The 16,590-nt window shown below is 71.2% G+C and carries 13 protein-coding genes; 7 read left to right on the top strand and 6 right to left on the bottom strand.

The genetic code is table 11. The features are described from left to right. Positions 1-54: 54 nt before the first annotated feature. Positions 55-822, bottom strand: coding sequence for a hypothetical protein (locus tag ACIA73_RS08630; protein WP_399437598.1), 768 nt, complete (start codon positions 820-822; stop codon positions 55-57). Between the two features lie 76 nt (positions 823-898). Here ACIA73_RS08630 and ACIA73_RS08635 point away from each other — a divergent pair, with 76 nt between their 5' ends. Beyond that, positions 899-1,723, top strand: a complete 825-nt coding sequence (locus ACIA73_RS08635; protein ID WP_399437599.1) for an adenosylcobinamide-GDP ribazoletransferase — start codon at positions 899-901, stop codon at positions 1,721-1,723. A 10-nt stretch (positions 1,724-1,733) separates the two neighbouring features. On the opposite strand, the gene ACIA73_RS08640 is transcribed toward ACIA73_RS08635, so the two are convergent. The 5 genes from ACIA73_RS08640 to ACIA73_RS08660 all read right to left on the bottom strand — a co-directional run bounded on the left by ACIA73_RS08640 (position 1,734) and on the right by ACIA73_RS08660 (position 8,927). Further along, positions 1,734-2,636 (bottom strand): endo alpha-1,4 polygalactosaminidase, encoded by a 903-nt coding sequence (locus ACIA73_RS08640; protein WP_399438028.1) that lies wholly within the window; start codon positions 2,634-2,636, stop codon positions 1,734-1,736. A gap of 23 nt (positions 2,637-2,659) precedes the next feature. Then, a complete protein-coding gene (locus ACIA73_RS08645; RefSeq protein ID WP_399437600.1) occupies positions 2,660-3,322 on the bottom strand; it encodes a spherulation-specific family 4 protein in 663 nt (220 codons plus the stop codon). A gap of 201 nt (positions 3,323-3,523) precedes the next feature. Beyond that, positions 3,524-4,954: a hypothetical protein gene (locus ACIA73_RS08650; protein WP_399437601.1), complete on the bottom strand. Its 1,431-nt coding sequence runs from the start codon at positions 4,952-4,954 to the stop codon at positions 3,524-3,526. 306 nt (positions 4,955-5,260) lie between these two features. After that, positions 5,261-6,835, bottom strand: coding sequence for a GT4 family glycosyltransferase PelF (pelF, locus tag ACIA73_RS08655; protein ID WP_399437602.1), 1,575 nt, complete (start codon positions 6,833-6,835; stop codon positions 5,261-5,263). A gap of 55 nt (positions 6,836-6,890) precedes the next feature. Beyond that, positions 6,891-8,927 (bottom strand): hypothetical protein, encoded by a 2,037-nt coding sequence (locus tag ACIA73_RS08660; RefSeq protein ID WP_399438029.1) that lies wholly within the window; start codon positions 8,925-8,927, stop codon positions 6,891-6,893. 323 nt (positions 8,928-9,250) lie between these two features. Here ACIA73_RS08660 and ACIA73_RS08665 point away from each other — a divergent pair, with 323 nt between their 5' ends. From ACIA73_RS08665 to ACIA73_RS08690, 6 genes are all read left to right on the top strand, one after another. Next, complete coding sequence (locus ACIA73_RS08665; RefSeq protein WP_399437603.1) at positions 9,251-10,762, top strand: leucyl aminopeptidase; 1,512 nt, start codon at positions 9,251-9,253, stop codon at positions 10,760-10,762. A 294-nt stretch (positions 10,763-11,056) separates the two neighbouring features. Then, the gene (lpdA, locus tag ACIA73_RS08670) at positions 11,057-12,445 is read left to right on the top strand and encodes a dihydrolipoyl dehydrogenase (protein ID WP_399437604.1); all 1,389 of its coding nucleotides are present in this window, start codon (positions 11,057-11,059) and stop codon (positions 12,443-12,445) included. A gap of 98 nt (positions 12,446-12,543) precedes the next feature. Further along, positions 12,544-14,340 carry a 2-oxoglutarate dehydrogenase, E2 component, dihydrolipoamide succinyltransferase gene (gene sucB / locus ACIA73_RS08675; RefSeq protein ID WP_399437605.1) on the top strand — a complete coding sequence of 599 codons (1,797 nt, stop codon included), beginning with the start codon at positions 12,544-12,546 and terminating at the stop codon, positions 14,338-14,340. A 211-nt stretch (positions 14,341-14,551) separates the two neighbouring features. Then, a complete protein-coding gene (locus ACIA73_RS08680; RefSeq protein WP_399437606.1) occupies positions 14,552-14,866 on the top strand; it encodes a hypothetical protein in 315 nt (104 codons plus the stop codon). A 3-nt stretch (positions 14,867-14,869) separates the two neighbouring features. After that, on the top strand, positions 14,870-15,850 hold the full coding sequence (locus ACIA73_RS08685; protein ID WP_399437607.1) for a hypothetical protein: 981 nt from the start codon (positions 14,870-14,872) through the stop codon (positions 15,848-15,850). 87 nt (positions 15,851-15,937) lie between these two features. Next, positions 15,938-16,561, top strand: a complete 624-nt coding sequence (locus ACIA73_RS08690) for a GntR family transcriptional regulator (RefSeq protein ID WP_399438030.1) — start codon at positions 15,938-15,940, stop codon at positions 16,559-16,561. Positions 16,562-16,590 lie beyond the last annotated feature (29 nt).

Raw genomic sequence — 16,590 nt, forward strand, 5'->3', positions numbered from 1 at the left:
TGACGGATACCAGCTGACAGATTTCAGATATCAGATGACAGTTTTCAATATCTGTCATCCCCCGTCTGTCATCCGTTTGCTGTCCTCCCGGTCCGGGGCCCCGCCCAGCCAGTCCTGGAAGGCGCGGCTCCGGCGGGCCCAACGGCGGTCGTGGCGGTAGACCCGGCGCATCGCCCTGGCGCGGGCCTTCGGGCGGTGGCGGTAGAAGCGGCGCGCCCAGGGAGAGTTGGGGCGGGCGAGCCGGATCGCGCCGACCACCCCGACCATCGGGACCACGATCCCGAACATGGCGGTGCGCACCTTGCCCTTGAACAGGGCGATCACCGACCACATACCGTTGAAGACCACGTTGGAGATGAGCAGCCCCCTGCTGTGCATCTCCTCGTCCGACAGGTCGTTCACCCCGAAGGGCAGCGACCCGGTGAGGACCAGCAGCACCAGGGCGGCGGTCAGCACCACGATCTCGACGCTGGCCCGCCCCTGTTCGGACCAGTAGACGTCGTCCAGGTGCAGGATCAGCGCGAACTCGTCCAGCACCAGCCCCGCGCCCATCCCGAAGATCACCGCGCAGATCGCCGATCCCACCCCGTGCCGTCCGCTGGCCACCGCCCCGAAGCCGCCGATGATGGTGAGGACCACCCCCGGGACCGCGTGGTGGATGTGCAGACCACCCGGGGTGATGTTCCGGAACGGCCCCCTCCCCGCCCGGATGAGCCGGGTGATGGTGCGGGTGACCAGGAAGGACAGCACGAAGGAGAGCAGCGCCAGGAAGAGCGGGAGCTTCCCCGGCTCGATGATGTTCCGGTACAGCCAGTGACTCATGCCACCCACTCCGCTATATGCGCTTTGCCCGTAATGCGTAACCTACCGGCCGATCCGGCCGGATAGCCTGCGGCCGGTGAGCACTCCTCCCCCGCCGTCGCCCTCCGTACCCTCCTCTCCCCCGGCCGCGTCCCTCCTCGACGGGCTGCGGTTCGCCTTCGGCACCCTCACCGTCCTTCCCGTGCGGCTCACCCGCTGGGACCGTTCGGCCGCCCGCACCGGGATGCTCTGCGCGCCCCTCGCGGGCGCGGTGGTGGGGCTCTGCGCGGCGGCGCTCGGCGGGCTGTTGCTGTTGCTCGGGGCGGGCCCGCTGCTCGCGGCCGTCGCCTCGGCCGCCGTACCTGCGCTGCTCACCCGAGGGCTGCATCTGGACGGGCTCGCGGACACCGCCGACGGTCTGGGCAGCGCCAAGTCGGCGGCGACTGCGCTGGACATCATGAAGCAGTCGGACATCGGCCCGTTCGGTGTGATCACGCTGTTGTTGACCCTGCTGGCGCAGGTGGCGGTGTACGCGCAGTTGTACGCCGACGGCTGGGCGCACGGTGCACTGGCCGCCCTGGTCGCGGGCGTCGCGGCCCGCCTCGCCCTCACCCTGGCCTCGCGCGAGGGCGTTCCGGCCGCCCGGCCCGAGGGGCTCGGGGCGGCGGTGGCGGGGGTGGTCCCGGTGCGGGGCGCGGTGGTCGCGGCTCTCGCCGTGACGCTGCTGTGCGCGGCGGCGGGGCTGGCCCTCGGCCCGTTCGCAATGCTGCACCACGCGGTGGCGGTGGCGGCCGGGCTGGGCGCGGCCCAACTGCTGCTCGGCCACTGTGTGCGTCGGTTCGGTGGAGTGACCGGCGATGTTTTCGGCGCGCTCGCGGAGGCCGCGGCGACCACGGCACTGGTCGTCCTGGCGCTGGGCTAGCGCCCCGGCGTCAGCAGGCCGTGCGCCACTTCCCCAGTTCGTACTTCTTCTCCATCGAGCTGAGCCGGAGCTCCCGTGCCTCCTCGCAGAACTCCCCCGCGTCGAGCTCGTACTCCACGTGGAAGACGGCCTTCCCGGCCGCGATGAACGGCTTCAGTTCCCCGCATTCGTCGAACTCCGCGCACTGCTCGTTCACCGCGAAGTCGAAGTCCCCCACCAGCTGGGGGATCTGTTCGAGGTCGTTCTTCAGCCCGACCGCCAGGCCCTCGCGGTGGGCGATGCGGGCGATCAGCCGGTTGTAGCGGAGCTGGTCGGCGGCGGTCAGCGGAAAGCCGGTCTCGTTGAGGTAGCCGTCCATGTTGTCCGGCTCGACGGCGTCGAAGCCCTTGGCACGGCACATCTCGATCCGGGCGGTCATCAGGGGTTCCAGTACGTCGGTGCGGCGGATGTCGAGCCAGCGCTCGCCCTTCCAGCCGTTGCCCTCGCCCAGGACCGCCTCCGGGAAGCGGGCCGCGTCCGGGCGGAAGTCCTCCCAGGCGCCGGTCGACAGATAGCAGATCACCTTGCGGCCCTTGGCGTGCAGTGCGGCCACGGTCGCGGCGGAGGTGGTGTGCGCGTCCACGTCGTACACCGGTACGTCCACCGAGAGGTCCAGCTTCCCGGTGAGCTGCCACTGCCAGGCCTGTCCTGGCCTGGGCTGCCAACGGGCTTCGGTGGGACGGGGTTTGGCGGGACGCGCCGTGGGGCCGGCCGGGTCGGTGGATTGGGCGGGGCCGGTCGTGGGTGTGGGGCTGCCGGACGTACCGGGCAGGCCCGGACCGCTGGGGCTGCTGGAGCCACCGGGTCTCGGCTCCTGCGTCGGCCCGGCCTCCGGCTCCGGCGGCGCCCCGCACCCCGCCACCAGGAACAGCATCAGCAGCAGAACTCCCGCGCGCCTCACCGGCGTACCCCCGCACCGAGACCGAGCCCGTGCGGCAGCGTCCCCCAGGGGTGCTCCCCGTCGCCGGGCACCGCGCAGTGCACCCCGGCGCCCCGCCCGGCCGCCAGCGCGGCGACGTCCGTCGGGGCGGCGTACACCAGATGACAGAAACGGTGCGCCGGGTGGGCCCGCGTCCACTCCGGAGGCCGGCCGTCCGCGAGATAGGTGTCCCAGGTGCCCTCGAAGGTCACCAGCACTTCGGCGAGGTCGAGGTACGCCGGATCGGGGTGCACGCCGTGGTTGAACACCAGGGTCTCGGCCCCGGCCGCCCTGGCTGCCACCGACAGCCGGCGGTAGTGGGCGTGGGCGTCGCGGCCGGAGGAGACCTGGTCGAGGAAGATTCCGTCGGTGGCGTACCAGTCGCGGTACTTCAGCAGCTCGTCCACCACCTGCGCGTGCGGGCGGCGCGCGTAGTCGGTGTCCGCGTAGCCCAGCACGCGCACCCCGGCGCCGCGCAGCCGGTCGGCGACCGCGACGAACGCCGGGTCGGGCGAACTGCCGGGTCCGCTGGCCGGGTTGAGGATCACCCCGTGCAGCCGCTCGGGCACGCGCAGGACCGCTTCCCAGGCGTCGGGGCGGTCGGCGGGGTGTTCGTAGAGCGGTACGAGGAGCTGGCTCACGGGGTGGGTCCTCAGGGTCCTCACGGATGCGGATGCGGGTGGAGAGGTGGAGGTGGGTGGAGAGGTGGAGGTGGGTGGAGAGGTGGAGGTGGGTGGAGAGGTGGAGGTGGGTGGAGAGGTGGAGGTGGGCGCGGGCTCGGGCCTGGGCTCGGGCTCGGGCCCGGGGGTCGGCGGGCGGCGGGCGGTCCTGGGGGATGGCTCTCATGGCCGGTGTGCCGCTGCCCTTCCCAGGGTGACGCAGACCAGGCCGGTCAGCAGCAGGGCCGCGAGGGCCGGTGCGGCGAGCGAGGTCTCCTGAGCGGCTCCGCCCAGTACGGCAAGAGTCTGTACGAGGGCGGCCGCGCCGCACACCGAGGCCGCCGCCAGCACCGCGCCGAACGCCTGGAGCAGCAGGCCGGTCCACATCAGGGTACCGATCAGCAGCAGGCCGAAGGCCCGTACCCCGTCGAAGCCCTCCGCCATTGGCCACAGCAGTGTCCCGGCTGCCGCGAGAGCGGCCAGGATCAGCAGATACAGGCCCAGGCAGCGGGCCAGCGTCCAGGCGGTGGACAGCCGGAACGCCTTGGGGGTCGTCGCCGCCCGCAGCCCGGCGAGAGTGCCGCTGCGGAAGCGGTGCAGCAGCCACTCGGCGGGCCCCATGCTGAGCGTCAGCGCGACCGCCCCGGGTGCGGCGGCGGCTCCCGTCTCCCCGCCGGACAGCACGTCGCCGAGCGCCGCGTGCAGCACCAGTACGCCGGTGGCCAGCCCGAACACCCCGTACGGCACCGACGCCAGCACCTTCGGTCCGCCAGGACCGCGCACCCGCCCGCGCCTGCCGCGCAGCACCTCGACCGCCGCGAGCACCAGCACCGTCAGCGGGGACACCGCGAGCAGCACGATCCTGACCGGGTCGGGGACGTCGTGCACCAGGGCGAGCACCGCGCCGACGGACATCGGGGCCAGCGCGGCGAGCAGCAGCCTCTCCCGGCCGAGCACCAGCAGGACGGTGGCCGCTCCCTGGTACAGGGCCTGTACGGCGGCGAAGGTGACGGCCGCCCCTTCGCCGGCCCCGGCAACGGCGAGCGCCACCGCGGTGCCGAGGAGGGCGCCGAGGGGGGCGCCGGTGAGCAGGGCGCGGGCGGCGGACGGGCGGTCGCCGAGGCCCAGCCAGGTGTACGCCCGGTGGGCCAGCGCCTGGTTCCAGGCCCAGCCGGTGAGGGCGCTGCCGATGAGGACGGCGATGGGGGTGGAGCCGGTGGCGAAGGGGGCGCCCAGGACGTAGGCGAGGCCGGGGAGGGCGAAGACGAGGCCGCGCAGCAGGCAGGGGAGGAGGCTGATGTGCCAGGGGTCGCCGGGAGCGAGGTCGGGTTCGGGGTAGGCGCGGGGGACGCGGGCGTAGAGCTCTTCGGCGAGTTCGAAGGAGTTGGCGCGGCCGTAGGTGAGGCGGATGTGTTCGTCGTTCATGCCGTCGGATTCGAGGATGGCGGCGATTTCGTCGGGGTGGACGGCGGCGGCGATGAGGTCGTGGAGGCGGTCGGCGAGTTCGTCGAGGGGGTCGGCGGCGGTGGCCCAGGAGGGGCGGGGGCGGGGGCGGGGTATGGCGGGGAGGGTGTCCTGGCGGTCGTCGGGGGTCAGCCACAGGGGGCCGCTCATGGGGTGCCTTTCGGGGCGGGGTGGGGGTGTCGGAGGGGCGGCCCGGGGGGCGTTACCGGTGGCGTAGGTGGGCCGGGGCGGGGGTTGCGACTCCGTCGGGGGCCGCCCCCTTGCCCGCCCGTTCCGCCCCCGGGGGGCGGCCCCGCCGCCCAAGAGGGCTACCGGGAGGGGAAGGGACGCGGCCGCCGGCGCCCGAGGGAGCGACGGCACGGGAAGGGACGCGGCCCCCGGCGCCCGAGGGAGCGACGGCATGGTGCGGAGGGGGCCGGCCCCGCCGCGCAAGCGGGCTGGGGTGGTGGGTTGGGCCTAGGCAGAGCGGGTGGCGTGGGTGGGGAGGTGGGGGGTGTCGTTGGGGGGGACGTACCAGGAGGAGCCGTCGGTGGTCAGGGCGCGCCAGGGGTCCGGCATGCGGAGTTGGACGGTCCACTCGTCGGGGAGGTGGTGGACGATCGGCTCGGGGACGCCGTCGAGCTCCTCGTAGATGCTGCGGAAGCCCTCGATGGAGCGGCGCAGGGTGAACTGGTCGATGACGCGCTGGCGGGAGGCCTCGCCGAGGCGGGCGCGGCGCTCGTTGTCGCGCAGGAGTTCCAGGGTGGCGCGGGCCATCGCCTCGGGTTCGCGCGGCGGAACGACCAGGCCGGTGTCGCCGACCGCCTCGCGCACTCCGCCGACGTCGGTCGAAATCGTCGTCCGGCCGCAGGACATGGCCTCGATGATGCTGAACGGGAAGCCCTCGCTGATGCTGGACAGCATCACGACGCTCCCCGCGGCGTAGGCCCGCGCCACGTCCGAGACGCGCCCCTCGTAGGTGATGCCGTCGCTCACCCCGAGTTCCGCGGCGAGCTTCTCCAGGGTGGTCCGGTACGGTTCGCCGCCCTCGGGCACCCCGCCGAAGAGGCGCAGCCGCAGTTCCGGGATCTCGGTGCGGCAGATCGCGTAGGCCCGTACCAGCGTTTCCAGGTCCTTGATCGGGTCGATCCGGCCCGCCCAGCTGAGGGTGGGCACTTCCGGTTCCGGCCCGGCGTGCGGGAAGAGCTGGGGGTCGACGCCGTTGTACACGGTGCGGATGCGGTCCGGGTCGGCGCCGCCGCGCTCCTCCCACCTGCGGTTGTACTGGTTGCAGGGGGTGATCAGGTCGGCCTCGCGGTAGCCGAGCGAGTTCAGTTCCCGGTAGAAGCCGAGGAGCAGGGCCTTGACCGGCCACCGCTGGGCGGCCGAGCGGTAGCCGAGGTAGCGCTCGCGGAGGTAGATGCCGTGCTCGGTGAGCAGGAAGGGCGCACCGTCGAAGTGCTTGGCGGTGAGCGCCGGCAGGGTGGCCAGGCCGCTGCTGACCGCGTGGGCGATGGAGCCCTCGGGGAGGCGGGTGCCGAGCGGGCGCAGCAGGTGGTCGATGAGGTCGGTGGCTATGAGTGCGTCGTGCAGGGTGGGCCCGGCCTTGGCGGTGTCCAGGTGCGGCATGGTCCAGATCCAGGTCAGGGTGCGCAGCACCTCCTCGCTGCTCAGGGCGGCGGTGAGCCGTCCCTCGCGGGCGAGTTCGGCCAGTGCGAACAGCTCACGGCCGAAGTCGCAGCCCGCCGACGGGTCGAGGATCGAGAGCAGGAAGCGCTCGTAGGTGGCGAGGAAGCCGCGCTTCTCCCGTCCCCTGGGCCTGGCCCTGCGGGAGGTGTCGGCCGCTCCCCACAGCGGCACGACGGAGTGTGCGTAGACATTGGCGGGCAGTTCCCAGGTGACGGGCTCACGCCCGGAGCCCGTGAGGGACACGACATGGAAATCGACATCGGGCATGCCCCGCACCAGTTGATCGCACCAGGTGCTGACACCCCCCTGGACATGCGGGTAGGTGCCTTCGGTAAGCATGCTGACATGACGCCCACGGCTCATGTTCGTGTCCCCCCAGGACGAGTTGCCGGCGACTGCGGTGGTTCTGCTGCCGGTGTTACGGAGTGGCCGGCAGCTTCAGCGTGAGCGCGGACTGCAGTGTGGCCGGCCCGTCCCACGCCGAACGTGCTCCCGCGTAGGGCGTCCCGAACGCGGGGGTGCCCAGCAGCAGGAGCTTCTTCGCCCCCTCCGGGACGGTGACCGGTGCGAGCACGCCCGCCGGTGCCTTGACGGTGACCCGGTCACCGATGCGGTACGCGGTGACCGTGCCGGCGGCCAGGGCCTTGTCCCAGGCGGCGCGGCGGGTGAACTCGACGCCGACCTCGCGCTGGGTGGGGTTCACCACGGGCGCGTTGTCCGCGTACAGGGCACGGTAGTCGCCGAGGGTCTTGTCCAGCACCGGGTAGAGCAGTCGCTCCTCGGCCAGGTTGGACTGGTGGACGTAGTGCGGGCGCGGGTCGTTGCCGACGACGTGGTTCAGGGCGGTGCGGGCTTCCTGCGGCACGATGTAGTCCGGGTAGCCGGTGGCCGGGTCGAGCGGGTCCTCCAGGCAGGTGGAGGCCGGGTTGTCCTCGCAGGCGCCGCTGCCGCCGTCGGCCCTGCCGGTGTAGATCCAGTTGTACTCGTCGGTCATCTCGGCGGCGGTGCCCACGTTGTAGTACACGTTCATCGGGTGCCGGGGCACGGTCAGCGCGGCGCCGGCGGCCCGCTGCTGCGGTTCGCGGGAGGCGTCACTGGCGAGCCACTTGACGCCGTTGTCGGCGAGCGCGGGGGCCAGATTGGGGTTGTCGACGGTCTGCTGCGGGGTGGTCCTCAGCCCGGAGTGCTCACCGGTGACCAGTTCCGACTTGTCGACCGTGATGCCCTTGGCGACGGCCCAGTTGTGGTTGTCGGAGATCTGCTTGGAGATCTCGGCGCGGCTCATCCACAGGGTGTTGCCCGCGGTGTCGGTGGCGCACTTCCACGGCACGACGGTGTTGTCCTGGGTGCAGCCCAGGAACGGGTGGGTGTAGGTGTGGTTGATCCAGCGGTACTGGGCCCGGTCGGCCACCAGTTGCGCGGTGAGCGCGTCGGTGTTGCCGTGCTCGGCCTTCCACTCCTCGCCCGCGCCGGCGTTGTAGACCATGTCGAGCTTGAAGTTCTTGTCCCGCTGCCACTGGGCGGCGTACTGCGCGTCGGCGGCGGTCATCCGGACCGGGTTCACGCTGCTCTCCTCACCGCCCTTGCAGTCGAAGTCGCCCGGGGTGCAGTTCAGTTCGCTGTCCCAGCGAGCGTCGGGGGCGAAGACGTCGTCGACGTGAACGGAGAAGTAGTTGCGGTTCTGACCCAGGTGTACGCCCTGTGTCAGCCACTCGACGACGCCGCGCGCCAGTACCCGGAACTGCCGCTGGTACTGGTTGTAGGCGAAGGTGACGACCAGTTCGCGGCGCCCGTCGTGGCTGTACTCGCCGACCAGGCTGCCGCGGGTGGCCCCGGTGCCGGTGGGCATGTCGACGTAACTGGTGAAGCCGGCGCGCGGGCGGGCGGCGTACCCGTAACTCTCCATCACAGTGGGCGAGTTGTCCTCGAACTTCAGCGGCCCGTCGAGGTACCCGAAGGGTCCCGCCCTGCCCGCGGCGGTGACGGTGGCGTCCACGCCGTCCATCGCGCCCGCGTAGCCCTCCTGGTCGGTGTAGTCGAGGCCGACGCCCGGGTGCGCCCAGGTGTAGGCGTCCACCTGGGGGATCCTGAAGGTCGTCTCGTACGCCGTGAGGGCGGCCGATTCGGCGGAGTTCGCGCCGAACGGTGCCTCGTTGGGCAGCACCACGCCCTGGAACTTGGCACGCGGCCTGCCGTCGACGGTGTCACTGAGGAACGCCGCGTTGATCACCGGCCGTCCGGCCGCGCCGATCTTGACGGTGGTGAACGGCACACCGCTGTCCCGGAGTTCGTCGGCGATGGCCGATACGGCCTCCCCGCCGTCGTCGACCACCAGCACCTTGAGATCGATGCGCGGAACCACTTCCGCGGCCATCGCGCCGGTGGGTGGCAGTGCCAGCACCACGCCGAGCAGTCCGGCGGTCAGCAGCGCCGCCCCCGCTCTGCCTGCCCGCATCGCCCCAGACGCGCTCTGACCTGCGTTTTTTTCGTACGGCATGCCGTACTCCCCTCCCCCTAGAAAGCTCCCTATACGCCATCCTTGCGGATTCGGTACGGGAGATCTGTGTAAATCATGCAAAGCAATCCCCTGATCCTTTGCACGAAGCCCCCCGATTGTGACGCATCGCTCACGCTCCGCGCTCCTGAAACCTCGGAGAGAAACCACTGACGAGTGAACCTGTTCCTGCCGTGATCGAAGGAGCCCGACGCGCGTAGTCTCGACCGATAGGCGCACATTCCCGCCCTCACCAGGAACCCAGGAAGCGAGAATTCACCACCGTGACTGCTCTCACTCTCAGCACCTCCGGTGCCGCGACGCTGCGCGCCGACGCGCTCGTCATCGGTATCGCCAAGGGCCCCAAGGGCCCCGTCGTCACCTCCGGCGCGGAGGCAGTGGACAAGGCGTTCGACGGAAAGCTGGCCTCCGTTCTGGAGACCCTGGGTGCCACCGGCGCCGAGGGTGAGGTGACCAAGGTTCCGGCCCTGTCCGGCCTGAAGACCCCGGTCGTCCTGGCCGTGGGCCTCGGCCCGGTCCCGGAGAAGGACGACGTCTGGGCCGCCGAGACACTGCGCCGCGCCGCGGGCGCCGCCGCCCGCGCCCTCACCGGCACCAAGAAGGCCGGCTTCGCACTCCCGGTCGAATCCGTCGAGGACGCCGAGGCCATCGCCGAGGGTGCGCTGCTCGGTGCGTACAACTTCACCGCGTACCAGGAGGACAAGGGCGACACCAAGCAGCCGCTCGCCGAGATCGCCCTGCTCGGCGCCAAGCCGCGCGACAAGGCGTTCAAGGCAGCGGCCGAGCGTGCGATCGCGCTGGCCGAGGAGATCAACCGGGCCCGCGACCTGGTGAACACCCCGCCGAACGACCTCTACCCCGAGTCCTTCGCCGCGGTGGCCCAGGCCGCCGCCAAGGAGCACGGCCTCAAGATCCAGATCCTCGACGAGAAGGCCCTGGTCAAGGGCAACTACGGCGGCATCCTCGGCGTCGGCGCGGGCTCCGCGCACGGCCCGCGTCTGGTGAAGATCTCCTACACCCACTCCAAGGCGGAGAAGTCGCTCGCCTACATCGGCAAGGGCATCACCTACGACTCGGGCGGCATCTCGCTCAAGCCGGCCGGCCACAACGAGACGATGAAGTGCGACATGGCCGGCGCCGCCGCCGTGTTCGCCGCCGTCGTCGCGGTCGCCCGCCTCGGCCTCAAGGTGAACGTCACCGGCTGGCTGGCGCTCGCCGAGAACATGCCGTCCGGCACCGCCACCCGCCCCGGTGACGTGCTGCGCATGTACTCCGGCAAGACCGTCGAGGTCCTCAACACGGACGCCGAGGGCCGCCTGGTCCTGGCCGACGCGCTGGCCCGCGCCTCGGAGGAGAACCCGGACGCGATCGTCGACGTGGCGACCCTGACCGGCGCCATGATGATGGCGCTGGGCAACCGCACCTTCGGGATCATGGGCAACGACGAGTCCTTCCGCACCGCCATTCACGAGATCGCGGAGGAGGTCGGCGAGCAGTCCTGGCCGATGCCGCTTCCCGCCGAGCTCCGCAAGGGCATGGCCTCGGAGACCGCCGACATCGCCAACATGGGCGAGCGGATGGGCGGCGGCCTGGTGGCCGGTCTGTTCCTCCAGGAGTTCGTCGGCGAGGACATCGCCTGGGCGCACCTGGACATCGCGGGCCCGGCCTTCCACGAGGCGGCCCCGTTCGGTTACACCCCCAAGGGCGGCACCGGCTCCTCGATCCGCACGCTGGTGAAGCTGGCGGAGCGCACCGCCGACGGCGACCTCGGTTAGTTCTCTCCCGTACGGCCCCGGGCTCATTCGGCCCGGGGCCGTACGCACGCGTTACGTCCGTTTTCGCCCGTAACGAAATATTTGTACGTACGTACGCGTTGGTAACCCCCGGGGCAGGCGTCAGCGTCCGTCCCGGAACCCGGCCCGGCGTCCCGCCATCCGTGAACAAGTGCGAAGATGGTTTACCGGCAGGACAGGGCCCCCACCACAGGGCCGAACAAAAAGCGGCCGTACACCCCCGCCGACCGGTCACGCGATGACCGGCGACCGGCGCACATGCATGGAGGACGTGACGTGGCGAACGACGCCAGCACCGTTTTCGACCTAGTGATCCTCGGCGGTGGCAGTGGCGGTTACGCCGCAGCGCTGCGCGGCGCCCAGCTGGGCCTCGACGTCGCACTGATCGAGAAGAACAAGCTGGGCGGCACCTGCCTGCACAACGGCTGCATCCCGACGAAGGCCCTGCTGCACGCGGGCGAGATCGCCGACCAGGCGCGCGAGTCCGCGCAGTTCGGCGTGAAGGCGACCTTCGAGGGCATCGACATCGCGGGCGTGCACAAGTACAAGGACGAGGTCATCTCGGGCCTGTACAAGGGCTTGCAGGGCCTGGTCGCCTCCCGCAAGGTGACGTACATCGAGGGTGAGGGCCGTCTCTCCTCCCCGACCTCCGTCGACGTGAACGGCCGGCGCATTCAGGGCCGTCACGTGCTGCTCGCGACCGGCTCCGTGCCGAAGTCGCTGCCGGGCCTGGAGATCGACGGCAACCGCATCCTCTCCTCGGATCACGCGCTCACCCTGGACCGGGTACCGGAGTCGGCGATCATCCTGGGCGGCGGCGTCATCGGCGTCGAGTTCGCCTCGGCGTGGAAGTCCTTCGGCTCCGACATCACCGTCATCGAGGGCCTCAAGCACCTCGTGCCGGTCGAGGACGAGAACAGCTCCAAGCTCCTGGAGCGCGCGTTCCGCAAGCGCGGCATCAAGTTCAACCTGGGCACCTTCTTCCAGGGCGCCGAGTACACCGAGAACGGCGTCAAGGTCACCCTCGCCGACGGCAAGACCTTCGAGGCGGAGGTGCTGCTGGTCGCGATCGGCCGCGGCCCGGTCTCGCAGGGTCTCGGTTACGAGGAGCAGGGCGTCGCGATGGACCGCGGCTACGTTCTGGTCGACGAGTACATGCGTACCAACGTCGAGACCATCTCCGCCGTCGGCGACCTCGTCCCGACCCTCCAGCTCGCGCACGTCGGCTTCGCCGAGGGCATGCTGGTGGCGGAGCGACTCGCCGGTCTCAAGACCGTGCCGATCGACTACGACGGTGTCCCGAAGGTGACGTACTGCCACCCCGAGGTCGCCTCCGTCGGTATCACCGAGGCCAAGGCCAAGGAGATCTACGGTGCGGACAAGGTCGTCGCCCTGAAGTACAACCTGGCCGGCAACGGCAAGAGCAAGATCCTGAAGACCGCGGGCGAGATCAAGCTCGTCCAGGTCAAGGACGGTGCCGTGGTCGGCGTCCACATGGTCGGTGACCGGATGGGCGAGCAGGTCGGCGAAGCGCAGCTCATCTACAACTGGGAAGCCCTCCCCGCCGAGGTCGCGCAGCTCATCCACGCGCACCCGACGCAGAACGAGGCGCTCGGAGAGGCCCACCTGGCCCTCGCCGGCAAGCCGCTTCACTCCCACGACTAATACGGTCGGTTACGACCGGCCAGGCCGGCCACCACCGGCCCGGTCGGTCAGCTGGGCGCGACGACCACTTCCACTTTTCGATAGGAGCAACTGAAACCATGTCGGTTTCCGTAACCCTGCCGGCGCTCGGCGAGAGCGTCACCGAGGGCACCGTCACCCGCTGGCTCAAGGCCGAGGGCGAGCGCGTCGAGGCCGACGAGCCGTTGCTCGAAGTCTCGACCGACAAGGTCGACACCGAGATCCCGGCTCCGGCCGCGGGCATCCTGGCCTCCATCAAGGTCGCCGAGGACGAGACCGTCGAGATCGGCGCCGAGCTGGCCATCATCGACGACGGCACCGGCGGTGGCGAGGCCGCCGCCGCGCCGGCCGCCGAAGAGGCCGCCCCGGCCCAGGAGGCTGCCCCGGCCGCCCCCGCCGCCGAGGCCCCCAAGCAGGAGGAGGCCCCCCAGGCCGCTCCCGCCGCCGGTTCTGCTGCCGAGGGCACCGACGTCACCCTCCCCGCGCTCGGTGAGAGCGTCACCGAGGGCACCGTCACCCGTTGGCTGAAGGAGGTCGGCGAGGAGGTCACCGAGGACGAGCCGCTGCTTGAGGTCTCGACCGACAAGGTCGACACCGAGATCCCGGCCCCCGTCTCCGGCGTCCTGCTGGAGATCGTCGTCGCCGAGGACGAGAGCGCCGAGGTGGGCGCCAAGCTCGCCGTCATCGGTGCCAAGGGTGCGGCTCCGGCCGCTGCCCCGGCTGCCGCTCCGGCCGCCCCCGCCCAGGAGGCCCCGAAGCAGGAGGCGCCCGCTCCGGCCGCCGCCGCTCCGGCCGCCGCACCGGCACCGGCACCGGCCGCGCCTGCCGCCCCGGCACCGGCCCCCGCGGCTCCGGCCGCACCGGCTCCGGCTCCGGCCGCACCGGCCGCTCAGAGCGCCCCCGTCACCCCGGCCCCGGCTCCGGCCGCGACCTCCGGTGACGACGGCGCGTACGTGACCCCGCTGGTCCGCAAGCTCGCCGCCGAGAACGGCGTCGACCTGGGCCAGGTCAAGGGCACCGGCGTCGGTGGCCGGATCCGCAAGCAGGACGTCACCGCCGCCGCGGAGGCCGCCAAGGCCGCCGCTGCCGCCCCGGCTCCGGCCGCCGCCGCTGCCCCCGCCGCGTCGAAGGCCCCCAAGCTGGAGGCCTCCCCGCTGCGTGGCCAGACGGTCAAGATGACCCGCATGCGCAAGGTCATCGGCGACAACATGATGAAGGCCCTGCACGGCCAGGCGCAGCTGACCACCGTGGTCGAGGTGGACATCACCAAGCTGATGAAGCTGCGTGCGGCCGCCAAGGACTCCTTCGCCGCCCGTGAGGGCGTCAAGCTGTCCCCGATGCCGTTCTTCGTCAAGGCCGCGGCCCAGGCGCTGAAGGCCTTCCCGGTCGTCAACGCCCGGATCAACGAGGACGAGGGCACGATCACCTACTTCGACACCGAGAACATCGGTATCGCGGTGGACTCCGAGAAGGGTCTGATGACCCCGGTCATCAAGGGTGCGGGCGACCTCAACCTCGCCGGCATCTCGAAGAAGACCGCGGAGCTGGCCGGCAAGGTCCGCGCCTCGAAGATCACCCCGGACGAACTGGGCGGCGCGACCTTCACGATCAGCAACACCGGCTCGCGCGGTGCGCTGTTCGACACGGTCATCGTTCCGCCGAACCAGGTCGGCATTCTGGGTATCGGTGCCACCGTCAAGCGTCCCGTGGTCATCAACCACCCGGACCTGGGCGAGACCATCGCGATCCGCGACATGACCTACCTGGCCCTCTCCTACGACCACCGTCTGGTGGACGGCGCCGACGCGGCCCGTTACCTGACCGCGGTCAAGGCGATCCTGGAGGCCGGCGAGTTCGAGGTCGAGCTCGGCCTGTAACGCCACCGAGTACATTCCGTACTCACATTCTCCACTTCAGCGGCCCCTCCGGAATTTTTCCGGAGGGGCCGCTGCGGGTTAGGGTCGCATCCAATTCATTCCGGTAGTGGGAGGGAGTCGGCGAATGCAGCCCGGCAGGATGAGCAGGGCAAAGCGCATATCCCTGGGTATTACGGGTGCTTTTGTGCTTGCTGGTGCGTTTACGGCTGGAATGGCCGGGTCCGCATCGGCCGACGGCGGGATCGCCTGGAGCAACGGGGCGGGCGGCGCCTCCTGGTGGGAGTCCACGGGCGATCACCATGTGGTGCAGGACCTCGCCAAGGACGGGCATTCGGCAGTGGGCCGGCTCTACGTCCCGTACCGGAACAAGGTCTACAACAACTGGGTGACCGGCGGGCTGAACTACCGCGCGGACTTCAATTTCAACCTCGCCGAGGACTCCGTCATCTCCTACCAGACCTGTGTCGGCGAGGCCGGTACGGGTGCGTTCAGCGCCTGCGGGCCCTGGGTGTACGGGAAAGCCTGACGCGTGCGGCAGTACGGAAAGGCGGCCCTCGCGGCCGCGGTCGCAGGGCTCCTGGCGGGCTGTTCCGCACCCGGCGGCAGCGGCGATCGTACGAAGACGCCGCCGGAAGCACCGTCAAAAGCGCCGGTGGCCGTCGGCCCGGCGGCCACTCCCGCCGGACCGACCAGCACCGAAATGCCGTTCGCCGCTTATCTTCCGGGTGAGCGGGAATTGGCCGCGATACAGCGGGCCGAGTCCGTGCTGCTGAATTCCTGTATGGCGGAATTCGGTTTCACGACGCATATCGACGCCCATTCGGATGCGGAACTGCTCGCCGATCTGCGCGGGGGCACGACGCTCCCCCGTACCCCCGCGGAAGCCGCCGCGTACGGCTTCCACAACGTGCCCGCCGCGGCCGATCCCCCGGAGCGCTCCTCCCCCGACCCCCGGCAGGCCGACCGCCTCCTGGTCCTGGGCGGCGCCGACCCCCGCCCCGCCCCCGACGGAGCTCCCGCCACCGGCCCCGACCGCAAGGTCAACGGCAAGGCCGTGGAGCGCGGCGGCTGCGCCGGACGCACCGAGCGGGCGCTGGCCGTGGGCAGCCCCGCCGAGAAGACCGAACACCCGGGCAACAGTGCGCTGAACACCTTGCTGCGGCTGCGTTCCGAGGCCTGGGCGCAGGGGGCGAAGGACCCGGCGTACACCAGGATGACGGCCGCCTGGTCGGCCTGTATGCGCACGGCGGGCTTCCGCTACGCCACCTTCGACGCGGCGGCCGAGGACCCGGCCTGGACGCGTACCGCGAAGGCCGGTTCCCGGGAGAAGGCCGCGGCCGGCGCCGACCTCCGCTGCCGGGGCGAGGTGAACTACCTCGGCGTCTCCGAGGCCGTCCACCTCGCGTACGAGCGGCGGGCGGTGCAGGACAACGCCGCCACCCTCACCTCCCTCAAGGCGCACTACGACGCGGTGGCCCGCAACTCCGCAAAGGTGTCCAAGGACTCCTAGAGCGGAGGCGCTGCGCCCTGCCGCCTCCCCGTATCGTCATCTCCGACACAGCCGGCCGCGCATGCATGCGTGAAGGAGCACCCCATGATGACCCCGCCCGTCGTCCACTCGCTGCGCGAACAGATCCGCGAGCACATCGTGGAGGGGATCGTCAGCGGGCGCTGGAAGCCGGGCGAGCGGATCGTGGAGCGCCGGATCGCCACCGAGCTCCAGGTGAGCCAGACGCCGGTGCGCGAGGCGCTGCGGGAGCTGGAGACGCTGCGGCTGATCGAGTCGGCTCCCAACAAGGGCGTGCGGGTGCGGAATCTGTCCGCCGCCGACCTGGAGGAGTCCTATCCGGTACGGGCGGGGCTGGAGCAGATCGCCGCCGAGCTGGCGGCGGGCGCGCTCGCCGACGACGTATCGGCACTGGAGCCGCATGTGGTGGCGCTGTACGCGGCGGACCGGGCGGTGGACGGGACGGCGCAGGTGCGGCACACGGTGGGCTTCCACCGGGAGCTGGTGCGGGCGGCCGGGAACGGGGTCCTGCTGCACACCTGGGAGGGCCTGGGCATCGAGGTGTTCACGGCGCTGTCGATCCGGTGGCTGGGGACCGTGCAGAAGTCCTACGCGGAGGAGCACGAGGAACTGGTGGACGCGTTCCGGCGGCGGGATCCGCGGATCGGCGAGCTGGTGAAGGCGCATGTGCTGGGGTGCGCACCGCGGGCGTAGGGCCCGTACCGGCCGCCTCTGAGACCCAC

The sequence above is a fragment of the Streptomyces sp. NPDC051561 genome (genome assembly GCF_044454195.1).
Classification (GTDB): Bacteria; Actinomycetota; Actinomycetes; order Streptomycetales; family Streptomycetaceae; genus Streptomyces.

Excerpts from the sequence above, each read along its gene's own strand:
- ACIA73_RS08630 (WP_399437598.1), bottom strand. The coding sequence starts at position 822 with ATGAGTCACTGGCTGTACCGGAACATCATCGAGCCGGGGAAGCTCCCG.
- ACIA73_RS08640 (WP_399438028.1), bottom strand. The coding sequence starts at position 2,636 with ATGCTGTTCCTGGTGGCGGGGTGCGGGGCGCCGCCGGAGCCGGAGGCC.
- ACIA73_RS08650 (WP_399437601.1), bottom strand. The coding sequence starts at position 4,954 with ATGAGCGGCCCCCTGTGGCTGACCCCCGACGACCGCCAGGACACCCTC.
- pelF (WP_399437602.1), bottom strand. The coding sequence starts at position 6,835 with ATGAGCCGTGGGCGTCATGTCAGCATGCTTACCGAAGGCACCTACCCG.
- ACIA73_RS08660 (WP_399438029.1), bottom strand. The coding sequence starts at position 8,927 with ATGCGGGCAGGCAGAGCGGGGGCGGCGCTGCTGACCGCCGGACTGCTC.
- sucB (WP_399437605.1), top strand. The coding sequence starts at position 12,544 with ATGTCGGTTTCCGTAACCCTGCCGGCGCTCGGCGAGAGCGTCACCGAG.
- ACIA73_RS08680 (WP_399437606.1), top strand. The coding sequence starts at position 14,552 with ATGGCCGGGTCCGCATCGGCCGACGGCGGGATCGCCTGGAGCAACGGG.
- ACIA73_RS08690 (WP_399438030.1), top strand. The coding sequence starts at position 15,938 with ATGACCCCGCCCGTCGTCCACTCGCTGCGCGAACAGATCCGCGAGCAC.